The organism is Azonexus caeni (genome assembly GCF_048146105.1).
In the GTDB taxonomy this organism is placed as follows: Bacteria; Pseudomonadota; Gammaproteobacteria; order Burkholderiales; family Rhodocyclaceae; genus Azonexus; species Azonexus aromaticus_B.
This window is the reverse complement of record NZ_JBKJAD010000015.1, coordinates 22498-39907: the sequence shown is the minus strand read 5'-3', so window position 1 is coordinate 39907 and position 17410 is coordinate 22498. Positions and strand designations below refer to the sequence as shown.

Annotated in this window: 18 protein-coding genes; 14 read left to right on the top strand and 4 right to left on the bottom strand. The window is 67.8% G+C overall.

Going from position 1 to position 17410, the window contains the following annotated elements; translation table 11 throughout:
* Positions 1-37 precede the first annotated feature (37 nt).
* Together ACLIIZ_RS14140 and ACLIIZ_RS14135 are read left to right on the top strand one after the other, a co-directional pair.
* Positions 38-436 (top strand): hypothetical protein, encoded by a 399-nt coding sequence (locus tag ACLIIZ_RS14140; protein ID WP_416693152.1) that lies wholly within the window; start codon positions 38-40, stop codon positions 434-436.
* Between the two features lie 10 nt (positions 437-446).
* A complete protein-coding gene (locus tag ACLIIZ_RS14135; protein WP_416693150.1) occupies positions 447-845 on the top strand; it encodes a response regulator in 399 nt (132 codons plus the stop codon).
* Between the two features lie 5 nt (positions 846-850).
* Here the strand turns inward: ACLIIZ_RS14135 and gloB are convergent, their stop codons facing one another.
* On the bottom strand, positions 851-1609 hold the full coding sequence (gloB, locus tag ACLIIZ_RS14130; RefSeq protein WP_416693148.1) for a hydroxyacylglutathione hydrolase: 759 nt from the start codon (positions 1607-1609) through the stop codon (positions 851-853).
* Positions 1610-1637: 28 nt separating this feature from the next.
* On the opposite strand from gloB, the gene ACLIIZ_RS14125 reads away from it, so the two are divergent.
* Genes ACLIIZ_RS14125 through ACLIIZ_RS14105 form a run of 5 tightly spaced genes read left to right on the top strand, consistent with a single transcriptional unit; the run spans position 1638 to position 5703 of the window.
* The gene (locus tag ACLIIZ_RS14125; protein WP_416693144.1) at positions 1638-2354 is read left to right on the top strand and encodes a class I SAM-dependent methyltransferase; all 717 of its coding nucleotides are present in this window, start codon (positions 1638-1640) and stop codon (positions 2352-2354) included.
* Positions 2344-2793 carry a ribonuclease HI gene (gene rnhA / locus ACLIIZ_RS14120; protein WP_416693141.1) on the top strand — a complete coding sequence of 150 codons (450 nt, stop codon included), beginning with the start codon at positions 2344-2346 and terminating at the stop codon, positions 2791-2793. Before ACLIIZ_RS14125 ends, rnhA begins: the two co-directional genes overlap by 11 nt.
* On the top strand, positions 2790-3506 hold the full coding sequence (gene dnaQ, locus ACLIIZ_RS14115) for a DNA polymerase III subunit epsilon (protein ID WP_416693139.1): 717 nt from the start codon (positions 2790-2792) through the stop codon (positions 3504-3506). The genes rnhA and dnaQ overlap by 4 nt, the downstream gene beginning before the upstream one ends.
* A gap of 8 nt (positions 3507-3514) precedes the next feature.
* Positions 3515-4405 carry an esterase/lipase family protein gene (locus ACLIIZ_RS14110; protein ID WP_416693137.1) on the top strand — a complete coding sequence of 297 codons (891 nt, stop codon included), beginning with the start codon at positions 3515-3517 and terminating at the stop codon, positions 4403-4405.
* Complete coding sequence (locus tag ACLIIZ_RS14105; protein ID WP_416693135.1) at positions 4402-5703, top strand: M18 family aminopeptidase; 1302 nt, start codon at positions 4402-4404, stop codon at positions 5701-5703. The genes ACLIIZ_RS14110 and ACLIIZ_RS14105 overlap by 4 nt, the downstream gene beginning before the upstream one ends.
* 16 nt (positions 5704-5719) lie before the next feature.
* Here ACLIIZ_RS14105 and ACLIIZ_RS14100 read toward each other — a convergent pair whose 3' ends face one another.
* The 3 genes from ACLIIZ_RS14100 to ACLIIZ_RS14090 form a co-directional block, all read right to left on the bottom strand.
* Complete coding sequence (locus tag ACLIIZ_RS14100; RefSeq protein ID WP_416693133.1) at positions 5720-6082, bottom strand: hypothetical protein; 363 nt, start codon at positions 6080-6082, stop codon at positions 5720-5722.
* 17 nt (positions 6083-6099) lie between these two features.
* Positions 6100-6372, bottom strand: coding sequence for a hypothetical protein (locus ACLIIZ_RS14095; RefSeq protein ID WP_416693130.1), 273 nt, complete (start codon positions 6370-6372; stop codon positions 6100-6102).
* Positions 6373-6550: 178 nt separating this feature from the next.
* On the bottom strand, positions 6551-9808 hold the full coding sequence (locus ACLIIZ_RS14090) for an EAL domain-containing protein (protein ID WP_416693128.1): 3258 nt from the start codon (positions 9806-9808) through the stop codon (positions 6551-6553).
* Positions 9809-9952: 144 nt separating this feature from the next.
* Between ACLIIZ_RS14090 and ACLIIZ_RS14085 the strand changes: the two genes are divergently transcribed.
* The 7 genes from ACLIIZ_RS14085 to ACLIIZ_RS14055 all read left to right on the top strand — a co-directional run bounded on the left by ACLIIZ_RS14085 (position 9953) and on the right by ACLIIZ_RS14055 (position 17405).
* Positions 9953-11212 (top strand): ATP-binding protein, encoded by a 1260-nt coding sequence (locus tag ACLIIZ_RS14085; RefSeq protein ID WP_416693126.1) that lies wholly within the window; start codon positions 9953-9955, stop codon positions 11210-11212.
* Complete coding sequence (locus tag ACLIIZ_RS14080; protein WP_416693125.1) at positions 11209-11739, top strand: response regulator transcription factor; 531 nt, start codon at positions 11209-11211, stop codon at positions 11737-11739. Before ACLIIZ_RS14085 ends, ACLIIZ_RS14080 begins: the two co-directional genes overlap by 4 nt.
* 169 nt (positions 11740-11908) lie before the next feature.
* Entirely contained in the window at positions 11909-14755 is a 2847-nt protein-coding gene (locus ACLIIZ_RS14075; protein ID WP_416693123.1) for a monovalent cation/H+ antiporter subunit A, read from the top strand.
* A gap of 1 nt (position 14756) precedes the next feature.
* Positions 14757-15092, top strand: coding sequence for a Na+/H+ antiporter subunit C (locus tag ACLIIZ_RS14070; protein ID WP_374328353.1), 336 nt, complete (start codon positions 14757-14759; stop codon positions 15090-15092).
* The gene (locus ACLIIZ_RS14065) at positions 15089-16618 is read left to right on the top strand and encodes a monovalent cation/H+ antiporter subunit D (protein ID WP_416693121.1); all 1530 of its coding nucleotides are present in this window, start codon (positions 15089-15091) and stop codon (positions 16616-16618) included. The genes ACLIIZ_RS14070 and ACLIIZ_RS14065 overlap by 4 nt, the downstream gene beginning before the upstream one ends.
* Positions 16618-17139 (top strand): Na+/H+ antiporter subunit E, encoded by a 522-nt coding sequence (locus tag ACLIIZ_RS14060; protein WP_416693119.1) that lies wholly within the window; start codon positions 16618-16620, stop codon positions 17137-17139. The genes ACLIIZ_RS14065 and ACLIIZ_RS14060 overlap by 1 nt, the downstream gene beginning before the upstream one ends.
* A complete protein-coding gene (locus tag ACLIIZ_RS14055) occupies positions 17136-17405 on the top strand; it encodes a K+/H+ antiporter subunit F (RefSeq protein ID WP_416693117.1) in 270 nt (89 codons plus the stop codon). Before ACLIIZ_RS14060 ends, ACLIIZ_RS14055 begins: the two co-directional genes overlap by 4 nt.
* The last annotated feature ends 5 nt before the right edge of the window (positions 17406-17410 follow it).

The window sequence follows — 17410 nt, the reverse complement described above, 5'->3', positions numbered from 1 at the left end:
AGCACAGCGCAACGATGCGCAACGATGGAACACGGCCATGAAGCGCCTGCTTGAGGAAATACGTGAAGTTCTGGCGGAACTGCGTCGCTGGCAGGTGTGGGCGACCACGCTGCTGATCGCCGGTTTCGCGCTGCTCGCCTTCCTGGTCGGCATGTACGCGATGAAGACCGACGCCGTGCTGACCTTCGCCCACCTGACCACCGGCTATTGTCCAACGCTGAACAACGCGACGATCATCGCCATGTTCACCGGCATGATCTTCTTCATTTTCAGCGCCCTGCTGACCCTGGGCGAAGTGCAGCGCTTATTCGAGATGCGCCAGCGCGGACGCCACCAGGATGCTGCAGCGGCGACGAAATGGGCCTTCTTCTGGGGGTTCCTCGCCCTTTTCATCAGCCTGTCCGCCCTCAGTTATTTCATGAAGTACTGCTTCTGATCCGCCCGCCATGAACAAGAACGCGCTGTCCGTCCTCATCGTCGACGACAACGACATGATGCGCACCATCCTGCGCAGCATGCTGCGCGGCGACGAATACGAGATCGTCGGCGAAGCCCGCAACGGCGTGCAGGCCGTCGAGGCGGCCGAGCGCCTGCGCCCCGCCATCGTCTGCATGGACGTGCTGATGCCGGAAAAGAACGGCCTGGTCGCCATGGCGGAAATCCGGAACGCCTACCCGGACACCGAGTTCATCGTCATCACCGGCAGCGCCGATCCGGAAACCGTCCAGGAGGCGATCCACCACGGCGCCACCGGCTTCATCGTCAAACCGTTCAACGCCGCGCGCGTCCTCGACGCGATGAAGAAGGCCGCCAGCCGCATCCGCCAGCGACAACCGGCGGCCTGACGCGGTCAGAAGGTGTTGCGCCAGGCGCGCAGCGCGCCGAAGACGGCGGCCGGCGAGTCATCCGCCGCACCGTGGGCGAGCGCCGCGGCGATCACCGCCGGCTGCGCCCAACGCAGGAAGGGATTGGTCGACTTTTCCTCGGCCAGCGTCAGCGGCACCGTCGCCTGTCCGGCCTGACGCAGTTCCGCCGCCCGACGCGTACGCTCGCTGATTGCCGGGTTGCCGGGCTCGACGGCAGCGGCAAAAGGCAGATTCATCAGCGTGTATTCGTGGGCGCAGTAGATCCGCGTCGTCTCCGGCAAGGCGGCGATGCGCGCCAGCGCGGCCTGCATCTGCGCCGGCGTGCCTTCGAACAGGCGGCCGCAACCGGCACCGAACAGGGTGTCGCCGCAGAACAAGGCGTCCGCCGCGAGGTAGGCGAGATGGCCCAGCGTGTGGCCGGGAACGGCCAGCACCTCGACCGGCACGCCGAGCACGTCGAGACGCTCGCCACCGCGCAGGGAATGGGTACGGCCTGTGATAGACTCTTCGGCCGGCGCATAGACCGGGCAGTCGTGTTCCGCGAGCAGCGCCGCGACGCCGCCCTGGTGGTCGGCGTGGTGGTGGGTGATCAGGATGCCGGCCAGCCGCAAGCCTTCCGCCGCCAGGCGGGCGCGCACCGGTGCGGCATCGCCGGGATCGACGACGAAGGCCTGCCGGTCGCGCCGGAGCAGCCAGATGTAATTGTCCTTGAAGGCAGGAATGAGCGATATTTCTTCGAACATGCCGGAACTATCGAACCAGTCCGCGCGGATGTCAAATCCCGAACTTGCCGCCTGGCTCGCCTCGCCGCAAGGCAGTTACGTGCTCGACTGGGAGGTGGCGCAGATCGACAAGGCGGTGTCCGACATTTTCGGTTTCAACGCGCTGCAGATCGGCCTGCCGCAATGCGATCTGCTGCGCGCCAACCGCATGGCGCAACGCCTGAAGATCGGCGCCGGCGACCCGGTGGCGGTGCGCTGCTCGCCGGCGGCGCTGCCGATCGCCAACCAGAGCATCGACCTCGTCGTCCTGCCGCACATCCTCGAATTCGCCGCCGATCCGCACGAAATCCTGCGCGAGGTCGAGCGCATCCTGATCCCCGAGGGCCAGTTGATCGTCACCGGCTTCAACCCGCTCTCGTTGTGGGGCGTCAAACGGCGCCTGCGCCACCAGTGCGGCTTCCCCTGGGACGGCAACTACCTGTCGCCGACCCGCCTCAAGGACTGGCTGAAGCTGCTCGGCTTCGACGTCGATCGCGGCAGCTACGGCTGCTACGCGCCGCCCTGCGAACAGCAGAAATGGCTGCAGCGCTGGCGCTTCGCCGAACTGGCCGGGCGCCGCTGGTGGAAATATTCCGGCGCAGTCTATATGCTGCGCGCCGTCAAGCGCGTGCATGGCATGCGCCTGATCACCCCCAACTGGCGCAAGAAGAGCCTGCGCAGCAAGGCGCTGCGCCCGATCGCACAAAAGGAAAGCCATGGCGACTGAGATCGTCGACATCTACACCGACGGCGCCTGCCGCGGCAATCCCGGCCCCGGCGGCTGGGGCGCCATCCTGCGCGCCGGCGCCCACGAAAAGGAAATGTGGGGCGGCGAAGCGGCCACCACCAACAACCGCATGGAGCTGCTGGCGGTGATCCGCGCCCTCGACGCCATGAAGCGGCCGGTCAAGGCGCGCGTGCATAGCGACTCGCAATACGTGCTGAAGGGCATCCGCGAGTGGATCCACGGCTGGAAGCGCAACGGCTGGAAGACCGCCGACAAGAAGCCGGTGAAGAATGCCGATCTCTGGCAGCAGCTCGACGAACAGGCGCGCCGCCACCAGCTCGAATGGATCTGGGTCAAGGGCCACGCCGGCCACCCCGAGAACGAACGCGCCGATGCGCTGGCCAACCGCGGCATCGACGAACTGAAGGAAACGGCATGAGACAGATCGTCCTCGATACCGAAACCACCGGCCTCAACCCGCGCGACGGCCACCGCATCATCGAAGTCGCCTGCATCGAACTGGTCAATCGCCGGCTCACCGGCCGCCACCTGCACAAGTACATGAATCCGGAACGCGAGATCGACGCCGGCGCCCAGGCGGTGCACGGCATCACGCTCGAATTCCTCGCCGACAAGCCGAAATTCGCCGACATCGTCGACGAGTTCCTGGAATTCATCAACGGCGCCCAACTGGTCATCCACAACGCGCCCTTCGACCTCGGCTTCCTCAACGCCGAACTCGACCGCCTCGGCCGGGTGCCGGTGGAGACCGTCTGCCGCGGCGTCATCGATACCCTGCGCGAAGCCAAGGAACTGCATCCGGGCAAGCGCAACAGTCTCGACGCCTTGTGCGAACGCTACGAGATCGACAACTCCAGCCGCACCCTGCACGGCGCGCTGCTCGACACCGAACTGCTGGCCGAGGTCTATCTGGCGATGACGCGCGGCCAGAACTCGCTGATGATCGAGCCCGACGAAGCGCCGCCGGCGCTGCTCGGCGCCGACGGCAAGGCGCGCCAGCGCAAGCCGCTGCGCGTCCGGCGGGCGAGTGACGCCGAGCTGGCCGAGCACCAGCGCGTGCTAGCCGCGATCGACAAGGAATCGAAGGGCGCCTGCCTGTGGCTGCCCAAGCCGACGGCCGAAGCCACCTGAGCCCGGGCATGCAACCCATCTCCGTCCTGCTCTGGCTGGGCGCCGAACTCGCCACCTACCACTTCCTGGCCGGCGCCCTGTTCGACCTGCCGGCACGCCACGCGCTGCTCGCCGCGTTCGCCGTGCTGCTCGTCAGCCGCGCCCTGCTCAACCTCGGCACCTGGCGGCTCGCCGCCCGTTACGCCAGCCCCGGCTACCCGCGCAACGTCGGCCGGCGTCTGTGGCTGATGCTACAGGACTACGCCGCCTACCTGTTCACCTTCCTCCTGGTCATCCCGCTGGAAGCCCTGTGGATGCCGGCCGACCGCCTCGACCGCGGCGGTCGGGTGGTCCTGCTGGTGCATGGCTACGGCTGCAGCCGCGGCGTCTTCTGGTTGCTCCGCCGGCGCCTCGAAGCGGCCGGCTGCACCGTCGCCAGCGTCAGCCTGTTTCCGCCCTTCATCAGTCTCGGCCGCATGGTGCCGCAACTGCGCGAGCGCATTGAAACCGTCTGCCGGGAAAGCGGCGCCCGCCGCCTGACCCTGGTCGGCCACAGCATGGGCGGCCTGGTCTGCCGCTCCTACCTCGCCCGCCACGGCACTGACAAGGTGCAGGCGCTGATCACCCTGGCAACGCCGAACGCCGGCAGCGAACTGGCCCGCTACGGCATCGGCCAGAACGCCCGCGAGATGGAGCCCGATTCGCTGTGGCTGCGCGACATGCAGGGCGAGAAGACCGGCGTGCCGACGATCGCCCTGCGCAACCCAGCCGACAACTACGTGATGCCGCAGGACAACCAGCAACTGCCCGGCGCCCACAACGCCGACCTGCCGCCGGTCGGCCATCTCGCCATGCTCTACCACCCGGCAGTCGGCGACGTCATCGTCGACGCCTGCACCCAGGGAAGATCCCACTCATGACCGCGATTTCCGCCGAAGTCCGCCGCCAGGCGCAGGACCTGCTCGATTTCATCGACGCCAGCCCCAGCCCGTGGCACGCCGTCGCCAGCAGCGTGCAGCGCCTGCAGGCCGCCGGCTACCAGCAGCTCGACGAAAGCGCACGGTGGACGCTGAGCAGCGGTGGGCGCTACTACGTGACGCGCGGCGACTCGTCGCTGATCGCCTTCCGCCTCGGCGAGCGGCCGCTGGCCGAAGCCGGCCTGACGTTGATCGGTGCCCACACCGATTCGCCGGGCCTGCGCGTCAAGCCGCGCCCGGCGGAAGACGCCGCCGGCCTGGTGCGGATCGGCGTCGAAGTCTATGGCGGGCCGCTGCTCGCCACCTTCGCCGACCGCGACCTCGGCCTCGCCGGCCGGGTCATGGTGCGCGCCGGGGACAGCATCGTCAGCCGCCTGCTGCACATCGACCGGCCGCTGCTGCGCCTGCCCAACCTGGCCATCCACATGAACCGCGAGGCCAACGAGAACGGCCTCAAGTTCAACAAGCAGACCGAACTGCCGCTCCTCCTCGGCAGCAGCGACGACGGTGCCGACGCCCAGTTCCGCCGGCCGCTGGCCGACGCCCTGGGCGTCGATCCGGGGCAGTTGCTGACCTGGGACCTGGTCGCCTGCGATACGCAAAAGGGCAGTTTCTGGGGCGCCGACCGGGAATTCGTCGCCAACGGCCAGCTCGACAACCTGGCCTCCTGCCACGCCGCGCTGAGCGCGCTGCTGGCGCAGGAAGACGACGCGGCGAGCGGCCTGGTCGCCCTCTTCGACCACGAGGAAGTCGGCTCGGAAAGCGCCGTCGGCGCCGGCGGCTCCTTCGTCGGCGACGTCCTGCAGCGGCTCGCTGCCGCCTGCGGGCTGGACGGCGAGGACCAGCGGCGGATGCTCGCCGCCAGCTACTTCATCAGCGCCGACATGGCGCACGGCTGGCATCCGAACTTTCCCGCCGCCTACGAACCCTGCCACCGCGTGCTGGTCAACGGCGGCCCGGTGATCAAGCGCAACGCCAACCAGCGCTACGCCACCGACGCCGCCAGCGCCGCCCGCTTCCTCACCATCTGCGAGCGCGCTGGCGTCCCCTGTCAGCAATACGCCCACCGCAGCGATCTCGGCTGCGGCAGCACGATCGGCCCGATCGTCGCCGCCCGCCTCGGCATCCCCAGCGTCGACGTCGGCGCGCCGATGTGGGCGATGCACAGCGTCCGCGAAAGCGCCGGCGTCCTCGACCACGCCTGGATGATCGCCGCACTCAGCGCGGCGCTTGCCGGCTAGGCCGGCTACCGCCGCGTTACGGCGCGGCGCTGATCTCGAGCGCGATATCAGGCGGCACGCCGCGATCGCCGCCGCCAGCGTATTGCACGTCAAGCTGCCCGGCGGCCAGCACGACGCGGACCGGCCTTCCCTGCCCGTCGTCGAGCACGGCTTCGCCGACCGGTTCGCGGTTGGCCACGCCACAGCGATCAAACGCGGGCTGGCGGTCATAAAGCACCAGGAAACGCGTCTTGTCGCTGACCCCACTGGTCCTGAGATAGAGGTGGTAGCGAACCGCTCCGACCTCGACCTGGCGAACCTCCTGGACGACATCGGCGACGCCGCAGTCATTTCCGCCATCGCAGGCAGCCAGCAGGCCGCAAAGCAGTGCGACAAACAAGCCCCCCTTGCCTGGCCTCATCCTGTCCACCTTTCAGTCCAGCTCGCGGTATAAGAAAAATCACTCGCCACGCCGATGGTGGTGAGATGGTGCGACAGCCCGTCGGGCAGTTTGAGGACGTACCCTTCGGCCAGCGGAATATTGGTGAAATAGCCAACGCTGAACGGCTCGAAGTCATAAATGCTGTCGACCTTCCAGGTCGAAAAGAAAGCCTTCGCCCCCTCCCTGACCGTACTGATCCTGTCATTCAGACAGGTGTTCGCCGCAGCAACGGCGCGCTCGGTGCTCAAACGGCTTTGCTCCGGAGAGTTGTCTGGCAAACAGGCCCTTGCTGATCGGTCCTGACGCGCAACGACAAAAAATGACGTTGGATTCTACCAAGGAATCCTCGCCAAGTATCCGCATGACATAAACCCAACCCGACTCTCTTCGGTCAAACATTTTTATCGACCGGAGCACGCCCCCTCCTCACACCCCCTGCCGCTCGGCCAGCCAACGCTCCCAGGCATCCGCCGGCAGCGGGCGGCTGAACAGGTAACCCTGCATCACCTGGCAACCATGCTGGGCCAGGAAGCGCCACTGCACCTCGTTTTCGACGCCTTCGGCGACGACGTCCATGCCCAGGTCGCGGGCCAGCGACAGGGTCGCCATGGCGATCGCCACGTCCTCGGCGTCGTCGGGCAGGTCCTTGACGAAGCTGCGGTCGAGCTTGAGCCGGCGGATCGGCAGGCGCTTCAGGTAGGAGAGGCTGGAGTAGCCGGTGCCGAAGTCGTCGAGCGCCAGCATGATGCCGAGATCGCGCAATTGCTGCATGCGCGCCAGCACTTCCGGCGTCGGCTGCATCAGCGCGCTCTCGGTCAGCTCAAGTTCGAGATGGCGGGGATCGACGCCGGTGTCGCGCAGGATGCGGCGCACGCTGTCGAAGAAGCCACCATGACGGAACTGCAGCGCCGAGATGTTGACCGCCACCACCAGCTCGCGGCCGGCGGCCTGCCAGGCGGCGAGTTGCCGGCAGGCGGTCTCCAGCACCCATTCGCCGAGCGCGACGATGAGGCCGCTTTCCTCGGCCACACCGATGAACTGGACCGGCTGCAGCATGCCCAGTTCCGGGTGCTGCCAGCGCACCAGCGCCTCGCAGCCGAGAACGCGGGCATCGTCGGCGGCGACCTGCGGCTGGTAGTGGAGGACCAGTTCGTTGCGCTCGATGGCACGGCGCAGCGCGTTTTCCAACATCAGGCGTTCAAGCGCATGGACGTCCATCTCCGGCTTGAAGTAGTGATAGGTGTTGCGCCCCTGATCCTTGGCGCAGTACATCGCGACGTCGGCGTGCTTGAGCAGGGTGCTGGCATCCTCGCCGTCCTCCGGAAAGACGGCGATGCCGACGCTGGTCGACACAGTCAGTTCATGCCCCTCGATCAGCATCGGCGCCTGCAGCGCGGCGATCAGCTTGCGGGCGACGACGGCGGCATCTTCCGGGCGTTCGAGCCGGGGCAGCAGGACGACGAATTCGTCGCCGCCGAGACGGCCGAGGAAATCACCGTCGCGCAGGCAGGCGGCGAAGCGGCGGGCGGCGCCGGAGAGGAGCTGATCGCCGACCGGGTGACCGAGCGAATCGTTGACCGCCTTGAAATGGTCGAGGTCGAGGAAGAGCACCGCCAGGCAATCGCCCTGCAGCGCCGCGCTGCGCAGTTCGAGATGCGCCCGTTCATTCCACTGGGTGCGGTTGGGCAGGCCGGTCAGCACGTCGTAGTGGGCGAGGAAGGCGATATGTTCCTCGGCCACCCGCGCCGCCGTGACGTCCTGGGCGGTGCCGCGGATACGCAGGCCGGCGCCCTTGACCCAGTCGCTCTCGATGCGGAAATGCAGCGTGCTGGCGAGCGTCCCGCCGCCGTCCAGGCGGCAGTCGAAATCCGCCTGCCCCGGCGCCATCGCCACCTGATCGAGGGCCCGCGCCAACAAGGGGCGATCATCCGGATGCATCCGTTCGAGCAGCCCTTCCCGGCGGATCGTTTCTTCCGGCGCCAGGCGCAACATCTTGCGCAACTCGTCGGAGCAATGACATTCGCCGCTGCTGGGCAGGATTTCCCAACTACCGAGACGGGCAATGCGCTGCGCCTGCGCCAGTTCTTCCTGCTGCTGCGCCACCTGCCGCCCGGCCTCGGCCAGTTGCCGGGTGCGCTCCTCGACCAGCCGCTCGACGCGCCGGGTGCGGCCACTGGTCAGCAACAGGAAGGCGCCGAGCACCGCCGTACACAACAGGCCGACGGCGAGCGTTGCCCAGACGCTCCAGTTGCGCAGGCCGGCCATGTATTCGTCGCTGGCGGCAATCGTCAGTTGCCAGTGGCGGCCGGCGAACTCGAAATGGTCGCGCCAGTGCAGTTGCCGCCCCGGCCAGGCGCCGGCGGTGCAATCGACTGGCCCGTAGAGACGTTGGCCGGCGCCCTGGTCGAGATCGCTCAAGCAGACCAGCAGTTGCCCTATCTTGCCGTGCAAGGCCGCGTTCAGCGCATCGTCCATGCGGAAGACGGCGGAAACCATGCCGATCTGGCGCCCCGGCTGCGCGCCGAACACCGCCTGATAAACCACCACACCGCGCTGCTCGCCGCGTTCCTGGACCAGGCGGATCGATCCGGAAGCCACCGGTTTGCCGGTCTCCCGGCTTTGCCGGGCGGCAGCGCGGGTTTGTTCGAGAACCAGCGGGTCGAGACCGAGGACGCTGCGGTTGCTGGCCTCGGGTTCGACATGGAGGATGGGCAGGTATTCGTCGCGACGTTCGGCGACGAAGGTATTGCCCGACGAATCGCGACCGAGGATGGCGAAATCGGGGTGACCGGCGGCGCGCACCGCGGCCTCGAAGGCGTCGCGATCGCCATCGAGGACCAATGGGCTCCAGCCGAAGTTCTGCGTCCCCGGATAGCGTTCGAGCAACGGCGTGACGAAATCGCGCCAGACCCTGGCGTCGAGCGCCGGATGCACGCTGGCCAGACGTTCGAGCGCTTGTATCTGGTCGAGCTGGGCGTCCAGACGTTTGCCGACCAGGCTCGCCAGGTGTTCGGCATCGCGGTTCAGTTGCGCCTGCTGGCGCTTCTCTTCCCAGTGCCGGATCTGGATGAAGCTGGCGGCGAGCACGGCCAGCGCGATCAGCATCGGCACGCTGACGGCGGTCCGCCGCGAGCGCCAGGCATCGGCCGGATGACCGAGGAAGACGAGCAGCAGCGGCACCATGATGAGGATGCCGAGCAGGTCGCCGGCCCACCAGTTGGCCCAGGTGAAGGACAAATCGGCGAACGCGGTCGCCTGCATCAGGTAGAGCGTCGCCGTACCCAGCGTCGGACTGATCAGCGACGACAGCGGGGCGACGACGAAGACGAAACGGACGATGCTGTCCGGGCTGTCGAGCGGGTTGTCGCGCCCGAGCAGACGGCCGGCGAGCAGGTAACCGAAGGCGGCTTGCGCGGTGGCACCGAGCGCCGGCACGACAAGCATCGGCCAGACCGCCGTCGACAAGCCGCTTTGCATCGCCGCCAGCGACTGGACGATGAAAGCACCGACGAAGACGCCGGGCAGACAGCGCGGCCCGCGCACCAGCAGCGCCGCCAGCGCGACCCCGGCTGGCGGGAAAAGAGGCGCCGCATAACCCGGCGGCACGGCAATCTGCAAGGCCAGCCAGCCGGTCAACGCATAAAACAGGGCGAGCAGGAAGTTGTCGCGCAACGCAAAAGGCATTTTTATATTTTATTTCTCTGATAATTTTCCCATTATAAGTAGGCTTCACCGCAAAAGGCAGTCCGCCGGGACGCCACAGACTGCGACAATCCGCCGCAGCCTGTGGCTACGCACCGCACCGGGCAAATCGCCGATAATCCGCGCATGCCACTGATCGCCCCCTCCGCCGACAGCAGGGAATACCTGCTCAACCTGCGCCGACTGTTCGCCCTGCGCTGGGCGATGCTGGCGGCGATGGCGCTGCTGGTGGTGGTTGCCCCGCCACTGATCGGCATCGAACTGCCGCGCCTGGTGATGTTCGCGATCCTCCTCGTCGTCGCCCTGCTCAACGGCTTCGGCCAGTGGCAGGCGGCGCGCAGCCGGGACGCCAGCGCCAACGAACTGTGCAGCCAGTTGCTGATCGACATCGTCGCCCTGAGCGCGCTGATGTTCTTCAGCGGCGGCGCCACCAACCCGCTGGTCTCGCTGCTGCTGCCGCCGGTCGCCATCGCCGCCCTCGGCCTGCCGCAGCGCCTGGTATTGCTGGTCGGCAGCACGGCGGTCGTCGCCTACTCGCTGCTCATGCTCTACTACCTGCCGCTGCCGATCGCCGACGCGGCGCGGGCGACGCAACTGCACCTGATCGGCATGTGGCTGACCTTCACCGTCTCGGCGCTGCTGATCGCCTGGATCATCCTGCGCATGACCCGGCTGATCCGCCAGCGCGACGCCGAACTGGCCACCGCGCGCGAGCAGGCGCTGCGCGACGAAAGGATCACGGCAATGGGCACACTGGCCGCCGGCGCCGCCCACGAACTGGGAACGCCGCTGGCGACGATGGCGCTGATCCTCGGCGAACTGGCCGGCGACGAACGGCTGCCGGCGGACGCCCGCGACGACCTCGGCCTGCTGCGCCAGCAGGTCGCCGCCTGCAAGACGATCATCACCGGCCTGTCGCGGCGGGCCGGCGCCGAACGCCTGGAAGACACGCATGCCCAAGCGGTCGACCAGTGGCTCGACGAGTTGCGCTGCCAGTGGCAGTCGCTGCGCCCGACGGCCAGCAGCCGCCTGCAAGTGCTCAGCCAGGACGCGGCGCCGCGGCTGGCGATCGATCCGCGCCTCGAACAGGCGCTCCTCAACCTGCTCAACAACGCCGCCAACGCCAGCCCGCTGCCGGTGGACATCCGCCTCTCCTGGACCCGGCAGCGCATCGAGATCGAAATCCGCGACCGCGGCCCCGGTTTCCCCGACGAAGTGCTGCGTCTGTGCGGCCGCCAGAAGCTTCCCGGCCACGACGGCGGTTTTGGCGTCGGCCTGCTGCTCACCAGCTCGGCGCTCGGCCAGCTCGGCGGCGAGCTGCAACTGAGCAACCCTGCGGACGGCGGCGCCCTCGCCCGCATCCTGCTACCCATCGAGAAGAAATGACCGCTCCGATCCTGATCATCGACGACGACCCGACCTTCAACGCGATCCTGATCCGCACCCTGGGCCGCCGCCAGCAGACGGCGATCGGCGCCCACAGCAGCGAGGAAGCGCTGCAACTGGCGCAGCAGCACCAGCCCTCGCGCATCGTCCTCGACCTCAACCTGGCCGGCGTGTCCGGCCTGTCGCTGATCCCGCAACTGCTCGACATCAATCCGCTGGCGCGCATCGTCGTCCTCACCGGTTACGGCAGCATCGCCACTGCGGTCGAAGCGATCAAGCGCGGCGCCACCCAGTACCTCGCCAAGCCGGTCGAAATCGAGGCCATCCTCAGCGCCTTCGACGACGCCGACCCCGGCGACAGCGATAGCACGCCCGACGAGCCGCTGTCGGTCGACCGCCTGGAATGGGAACACATCCAGCGCGTGCTCAAGGAAAACGACGGCAACGTCTCGGCCACCGCCCGCGCCCTGAAGATGCATCGCCGCACGCTGCAACGCAAGCTTGCCAAGCACCCGGTCCGCGCCTGAAACCGGAAAGCCCCGGACGGTCGTTCCGGAAAAACCGAAGCTTCTTTTCCCCGCCCCGCCTTGGTGAATCCGTAAAGCGGCCCTTATACTGGCCGCTCCACAGCTTGATCGTGGTCTCCCGCACTGCCACCGCAGCATTTGTTCACCGTGACATCCGGAAAGAGAGCCCATGAGCCTGGCGCTGATCGTCATCCTCCCCTTTCTCGGCGCCGCACTACCGGCGCTGCTCATCCGCGCCGGCCGCAACGCCTGCACCACCGGCACCCTGGCCACCAGCCTGCTCGCCTTCCTGCTGCTGCTGACGCACGCCCCGGCGGTGTTGCGCGGCGAGGTGCTGCAGGCGCGCTGGGAATGGATTCCGCAACTGGGCCTCAACGTCAATTTCTTCCTCGACGGCCTGGGCTTCTTCTTCGCCGGCCTGATCCTCGGCATCGGCCTGCTGATCATCGTCTACGCCCGTTTCTACCTGAGCAAGGAAGATCCGATGGGCAGCTTCTACAGCTACCTGCTGCTCTTTCAGGGCGCCATGGTCGGCGTCGTGCTGTCCGACAACATCCTGCTGCTGGTGATCTTCTGGGAACTGACCAGCCTCTCGTCCTTCCTCCTCATCGGTTACTGGAAACACCTGCCGGCCGGCCGCCAGGGCGCGCGCATGGCGCTCACCGTGACCGGCGCCGGCGGTCTGGCGATGATCGCCGGCATGCTGATCCTCGGCAACATCGCCGGTTCCTACGATCTGTCGACGATCCTCCAGCACAAGGAAGCGATCCAGGCCTCGCCGCTCTACCTGCCGGCGCTGCTGCTGATCCTCGGCGGCTGCTTCACCAAGAGCGCGCAGTTCCCCTTCCATTTCTGGCTGCCGCACGCGATGGCGGCACCGACGCCGGTTTCCGCCTACCTGCACTCGGCGACCATGGTCAAGGCCGGCCTGTTCCTGATGGCGCGGCTGTGGCCGGTGCTCGCCGGCACTGACGAATGGTTCTACCTGGTCGCCAGCACCGGCCTCGTCACCATGCTGATCGGCGCCTGGATCGCGCTGTTCAAGGACGACCTGAAAGGCCTGCTCGCCTATTCGACGGTCAGCCATCTCGGTCTGGTCACCTTCCTGCTCGGCCTCGGTTCGCCGCTGGCCGCCGTCGCCGCCGTCTTCCACATCCTCAACCACGCCACCTTCAAGGCGGCGCTGTTCATGAACGCCGGTATCGTCGACCACGAAACCGGTACCCGCGACATCAGGAAACTCGGTGGCCTGATGACACTGATGCCGATCGCCGGCACGCTGGCCACCATCGCTGCCGCGTCGATGGCCGGCCTGCCGCTGTTGAACGGCTTCCTGTCGAAGGAAATGATGCTCGAACAGGCGGCGCACACCAGCTGGCTCGACCTGCCCTGGCTGGTGCCGCTGCTGGCGACGCTGGCGGCGACCTTCTCGGTCGCCTACTCGTTCCGCTACATCGTCCATGTCTACTTCGGCAAACCGGCCGGCGAAACGCCGCGCCAGCCGCATGACCCGCCCTTCGGCATGTGGGGGCCGCCGGCGCTGCTGGTCGTCCTGGTCGTGCTGATCGGCCTCTTTCCGGCGAGCGTCGCCGGCCCGCTGGTCGCCACCGTTGCCGGCGCGGTGATCGGCGGCCCGCTGCCCGACTACCATCTGGCGATCTGGCACGGTCTGACGCCGGCGCTCGGCATGAGCGCGATCGCCGTCGCCAGTGGTCTACTTCTGCTCGCCGGCTACGCCCGCCTGCGTGGCCTGTGGTCTGCCGGCCCACATCCGGAAGCCAAGGCGATCTTCGACGCCGTCGTCGGCACCGCCGTGCGTCTTGCCCAGGCGCTCACGCACGGGCTGCACAACGGCTCGCTGCAACGCCACCTGGCGTTTGCCATCGGCAGCGCCGTCGTCGTCGGCTTCACCGCCTTCGCCATGGCCAGCCATGCGCCGGGCGCGCGCCCGCTGCTGCCGGCGACGCCGGTGGCCATCGTCGCCTGGCTGTTGCTGCTCGGCGCCACCGGCGCGCTGCTCGCCCTGCACCGGCGACGCCTGCTGTCGCTGGTCGTGGTCGGCGTCATCGGCATGGTCGTCTCACTCGCCTTCGTCTATCTGTCGGCGCCGGACCTGGCGCTGACGCAGATTTCGGTCGAGGTCGTCACCGTCATCCTGATGCTGCTGGCGCTCAATTTCCTGCCCAAGGAGACGCCGCTCGAAAGTTCCGGTGGCCGACGCCTGCGCGACGGCCTGCTCGCCGCCCTGGCCGGCATCGGCGTCGGCGGTGCCGCCTGGGCGATGACGACGCGCGACGCGGCGACGCTGTCCGGTTACTACCTCGAACAGTCGGTACCCGGCGGCGGCGGCACCAACGTGGTCAACGTGATCCTGGTCGACTTCCGCGGCTTCGACACCTTCGGCGAGATCATCGTGCTGGGCATCGCCGCGCTGACCATCTACGCCCTGCTCGACGGTGCCACGCGCGGCGCGGTCGGCCGCAGGCTGGCGGCCTGGGCGCCCGACCAGGCGCGGGCCGCCGACCGTCACCCGCTGCTGCTCGTGGTCGCCACCCGCGTCATGCTGCCGCTCGCCCTGCTGGTCGGCGCCTTCATCTTCCTGCGCGGTCACAACGTGCCGGGCGGCGGCTTCATCGCCGGCCTGGTCGTCGCCATCGCGCTGATCATGCAGTACATGGCCAGCGGCCACGGCTGGGCGGCGCAACGGATGAAGGTCGATTACCACGCGCTGATCGGCGTCGGCGTCCTGACCGCCGCCGCCACCGGCATCGTCGCCTGGCTTGCCGATCACCCCTTCCTGACCAGCGCCTTCGGCCATTTCCACCTGCCGCTGGTCGGCGAATTCGAACTGGCGTCGGCGATGGCTTTCGACACCGGCGTCTTCCTCACCGTCATCGGCGCGGTGATGCTGGCACTGGCCAACCTGTCGCGCATCGGTAACCTGGCCGACGCGTCGCCGCCGCAGACGGGACCGATGGAACCGGTACCGGCAAACGCCCGCGCCGAGGAACACTGACATGGAATTCCTGCTTTCCTCGGCCATCGGCCTGCTCACCGCCGCCGGCGTCTATCTCGTGCTGCGCGCCCGCAGCTGGCCGGTCGTCTTGGGCCTCGCCCTGCTTTCCTACGCCACCAACCTGTTCCTGTTCGCCACCGGCCGCCTGGTGCTCAACCTGCCGCCAGTGATCTCGGCGAGTGCCGCCGGCTACACCGATCCCTTGCCGCAGGCGCTGGTCCTCACCGCCATCGTCATCTCCTTCGGCATGACCGCGGTGATCGTCGTCATGGCCTTGCGCAGCTTCTTCGAGAACGGCAGCGACCATGTCGACGGCAAGGCGGAGGACGCCGCATGAACCACTGGATCATCGCCCCCATCCTGCTGCCGGCGATCATGGCGCCGATCCTGCTGATGAGCGCCCGCCACGACATCGTCCTCGCCCGCGTCTTCTCGCTCGCCTCGACCGTCGCCCTGCTCGGCATCGCCCTGGCGCTGGGCAGCATGGTCGGCGACGGCCAGATCCTGACCTACGCGCTCGGCAACTGGGTCGCCCCCTTCGGCATCGTCCTCGTCGCCGACCGGCTGTCGGTGATGATGCTCGTCCTCACCGCGCTCCTCGCGCTGGCCGTGCTGTTCTTCGCGATCGATGGCGGCGACCGCGACGGCCGCCATTTCCACGCCCTCTACCAGTTCCAGTTGATGGGCATCAATGGCGCCTTCCTGACCGGCGACTTCTTCAACCTCTTCGTCTTCTTCGAAGTCCTGCTGATCGCCTCCTACGGGCTGATGGTGCACGGCGGCGGGCCGGCCCGGGTCAAGGCCGGCGTCCAGTACGTGGTGATCAACCTGGTCGGCTCGACGCTGTTCCTGATCGCCGTCGGCATGATCTACTCGGTCGCCGGCACCTTGAACATGGCCGACCTGGCATTCAAGGTGCCGCAGGTTGCTGCCGCCGACCAGGCGCTGCTGCAGGCCGGCGCGCTGCTCCTGCTGCTCGTCTTCTGCATCAAGGCGGCGCTGGTGCCGGTGCATTTCTGGCTGCCCGGCACCTACGCCAACGCACCGGCACCGGTCGCCGCGCTGTTCGCGATCATGACCAAGGTCGGCGCCTACTGCGTGATCCGCCTCTACGTGCTGGCCTTCGGCGAGACGGCCGGTGCCGCCGCCTGGCTGGCCGCGCCCTGGCTGCTGCCGGCAGCCCTCGTCACCTTGACACTAGGCATGCTCGGCGTCCTCGCCGCCCGCCGTCTCGGCCAGCTCGCCAGCTTCGCGGTGATCGGCTCGATGGGCATGCTGCTCACCGGCATCGCGCTGTTCACCCCGACAGCGCTGGCGGCCGCGCTCTACTACCTGCTGCATTCGACGCTGGCCGGCGCCGTGCTGTTCCTGATCGCCGACCTGATCGCCCGCCGCCGCCCCGGCCTCGACGACCAGTTGGCGCCGGCCCCGCGTTTCGCCCAGCAGAGCCTGCTCGCCGCCGCCTTCTTCGTCGCCGCCATCGCCGCCACCGGCATGCCGCCGCTGTCCGGCTTCGTCGGCAAGCTGCTGATCCTCGACGCCGCCCGCGACAACCTGCAGGCGACGACGATCTGGGCGCTGGTGCTGGGCACCTCGCTGCTCGCCATCATCGGCTTCGGTCGCGCCGGCAGCACGCTGTTCTGGAAGAGCACCAGCCAACCGGGAAGCTTCCCCACCCCGGCCAGTGGCAATGCGCTGGCGCTGGTCGCCATCGGCCTGCTGCTCGCCGGCAATGTCGCCCTGACGCTGTTCGCCGGCCCGCTGACCGCCTATCTCGACGCGACGGCGGAACAAGTCTTCGCCACCCACCGCTATATCGAAGCCGTACTCGGCAATACCGTTCTGCCAGGAGGACTGCTCTGATGGCTCATCCATCTGCGCCACGCCCGACCCTGCTCCGGCGCTGGTTTCCCCATCCGCTGCTCAGCCTGACGCTGACGCTGATCTGGCTGCTGCTGATCAACGCTGTCTCGGTCGGCGGCCTGCTGGTCGGGCTGACGCTGGGCATCGCCATCCCGCGGCTGACCGGCGGCTTCTGGCCGGATCGCCCGGGTATCCGCAACTACCGCCGGATCTTCAGCTATCTCCTGCTGGTGATGTGGGACATCGCCGTCGCCAACCTCCAGGTGGCCAGGATCATCCTCTTCCGCCCGCTTGCCAGCCTGCACACGCGCTGGGTCTGCGTGCCGCTGGCCCTGACCAGCCCGGAAGGCATCGCCGTCTTCGCCGGCACCATCACGATGACGCCGGGCACCGTCAGTTGCGACCTGGCGGCCGACGGCAAGTCACTGCTCGTGCATTGCCTCGACGCGCCGGACCCCGAAGCCGCTGTGCGCGACATGAAGGAACGTTACGAATCCCGGCTGCTGGAGATCTTCCCGTGATCGAATACGCCATCCATTACGCCTACGTGGCGATCAGTCTCGGCCTGCTCTTCAACCTGTGGCGGCTGTTCGTCGGCCCCAGCACGACCGACCGGGTGCTGGCGGTCGATACCATGGTGATCAACGTCATCGCGCTGATCATCGTCTACGGCATCCAGACCGGCAGCACGATGTACTTCGAAGCGGCACTGCTGCTCGCCATGTTCGGTTTCGTGTCCACCGTCGCCTACTGCAAGTTCATCCTGCGCGGCAACATCATCGAATAGGAGAA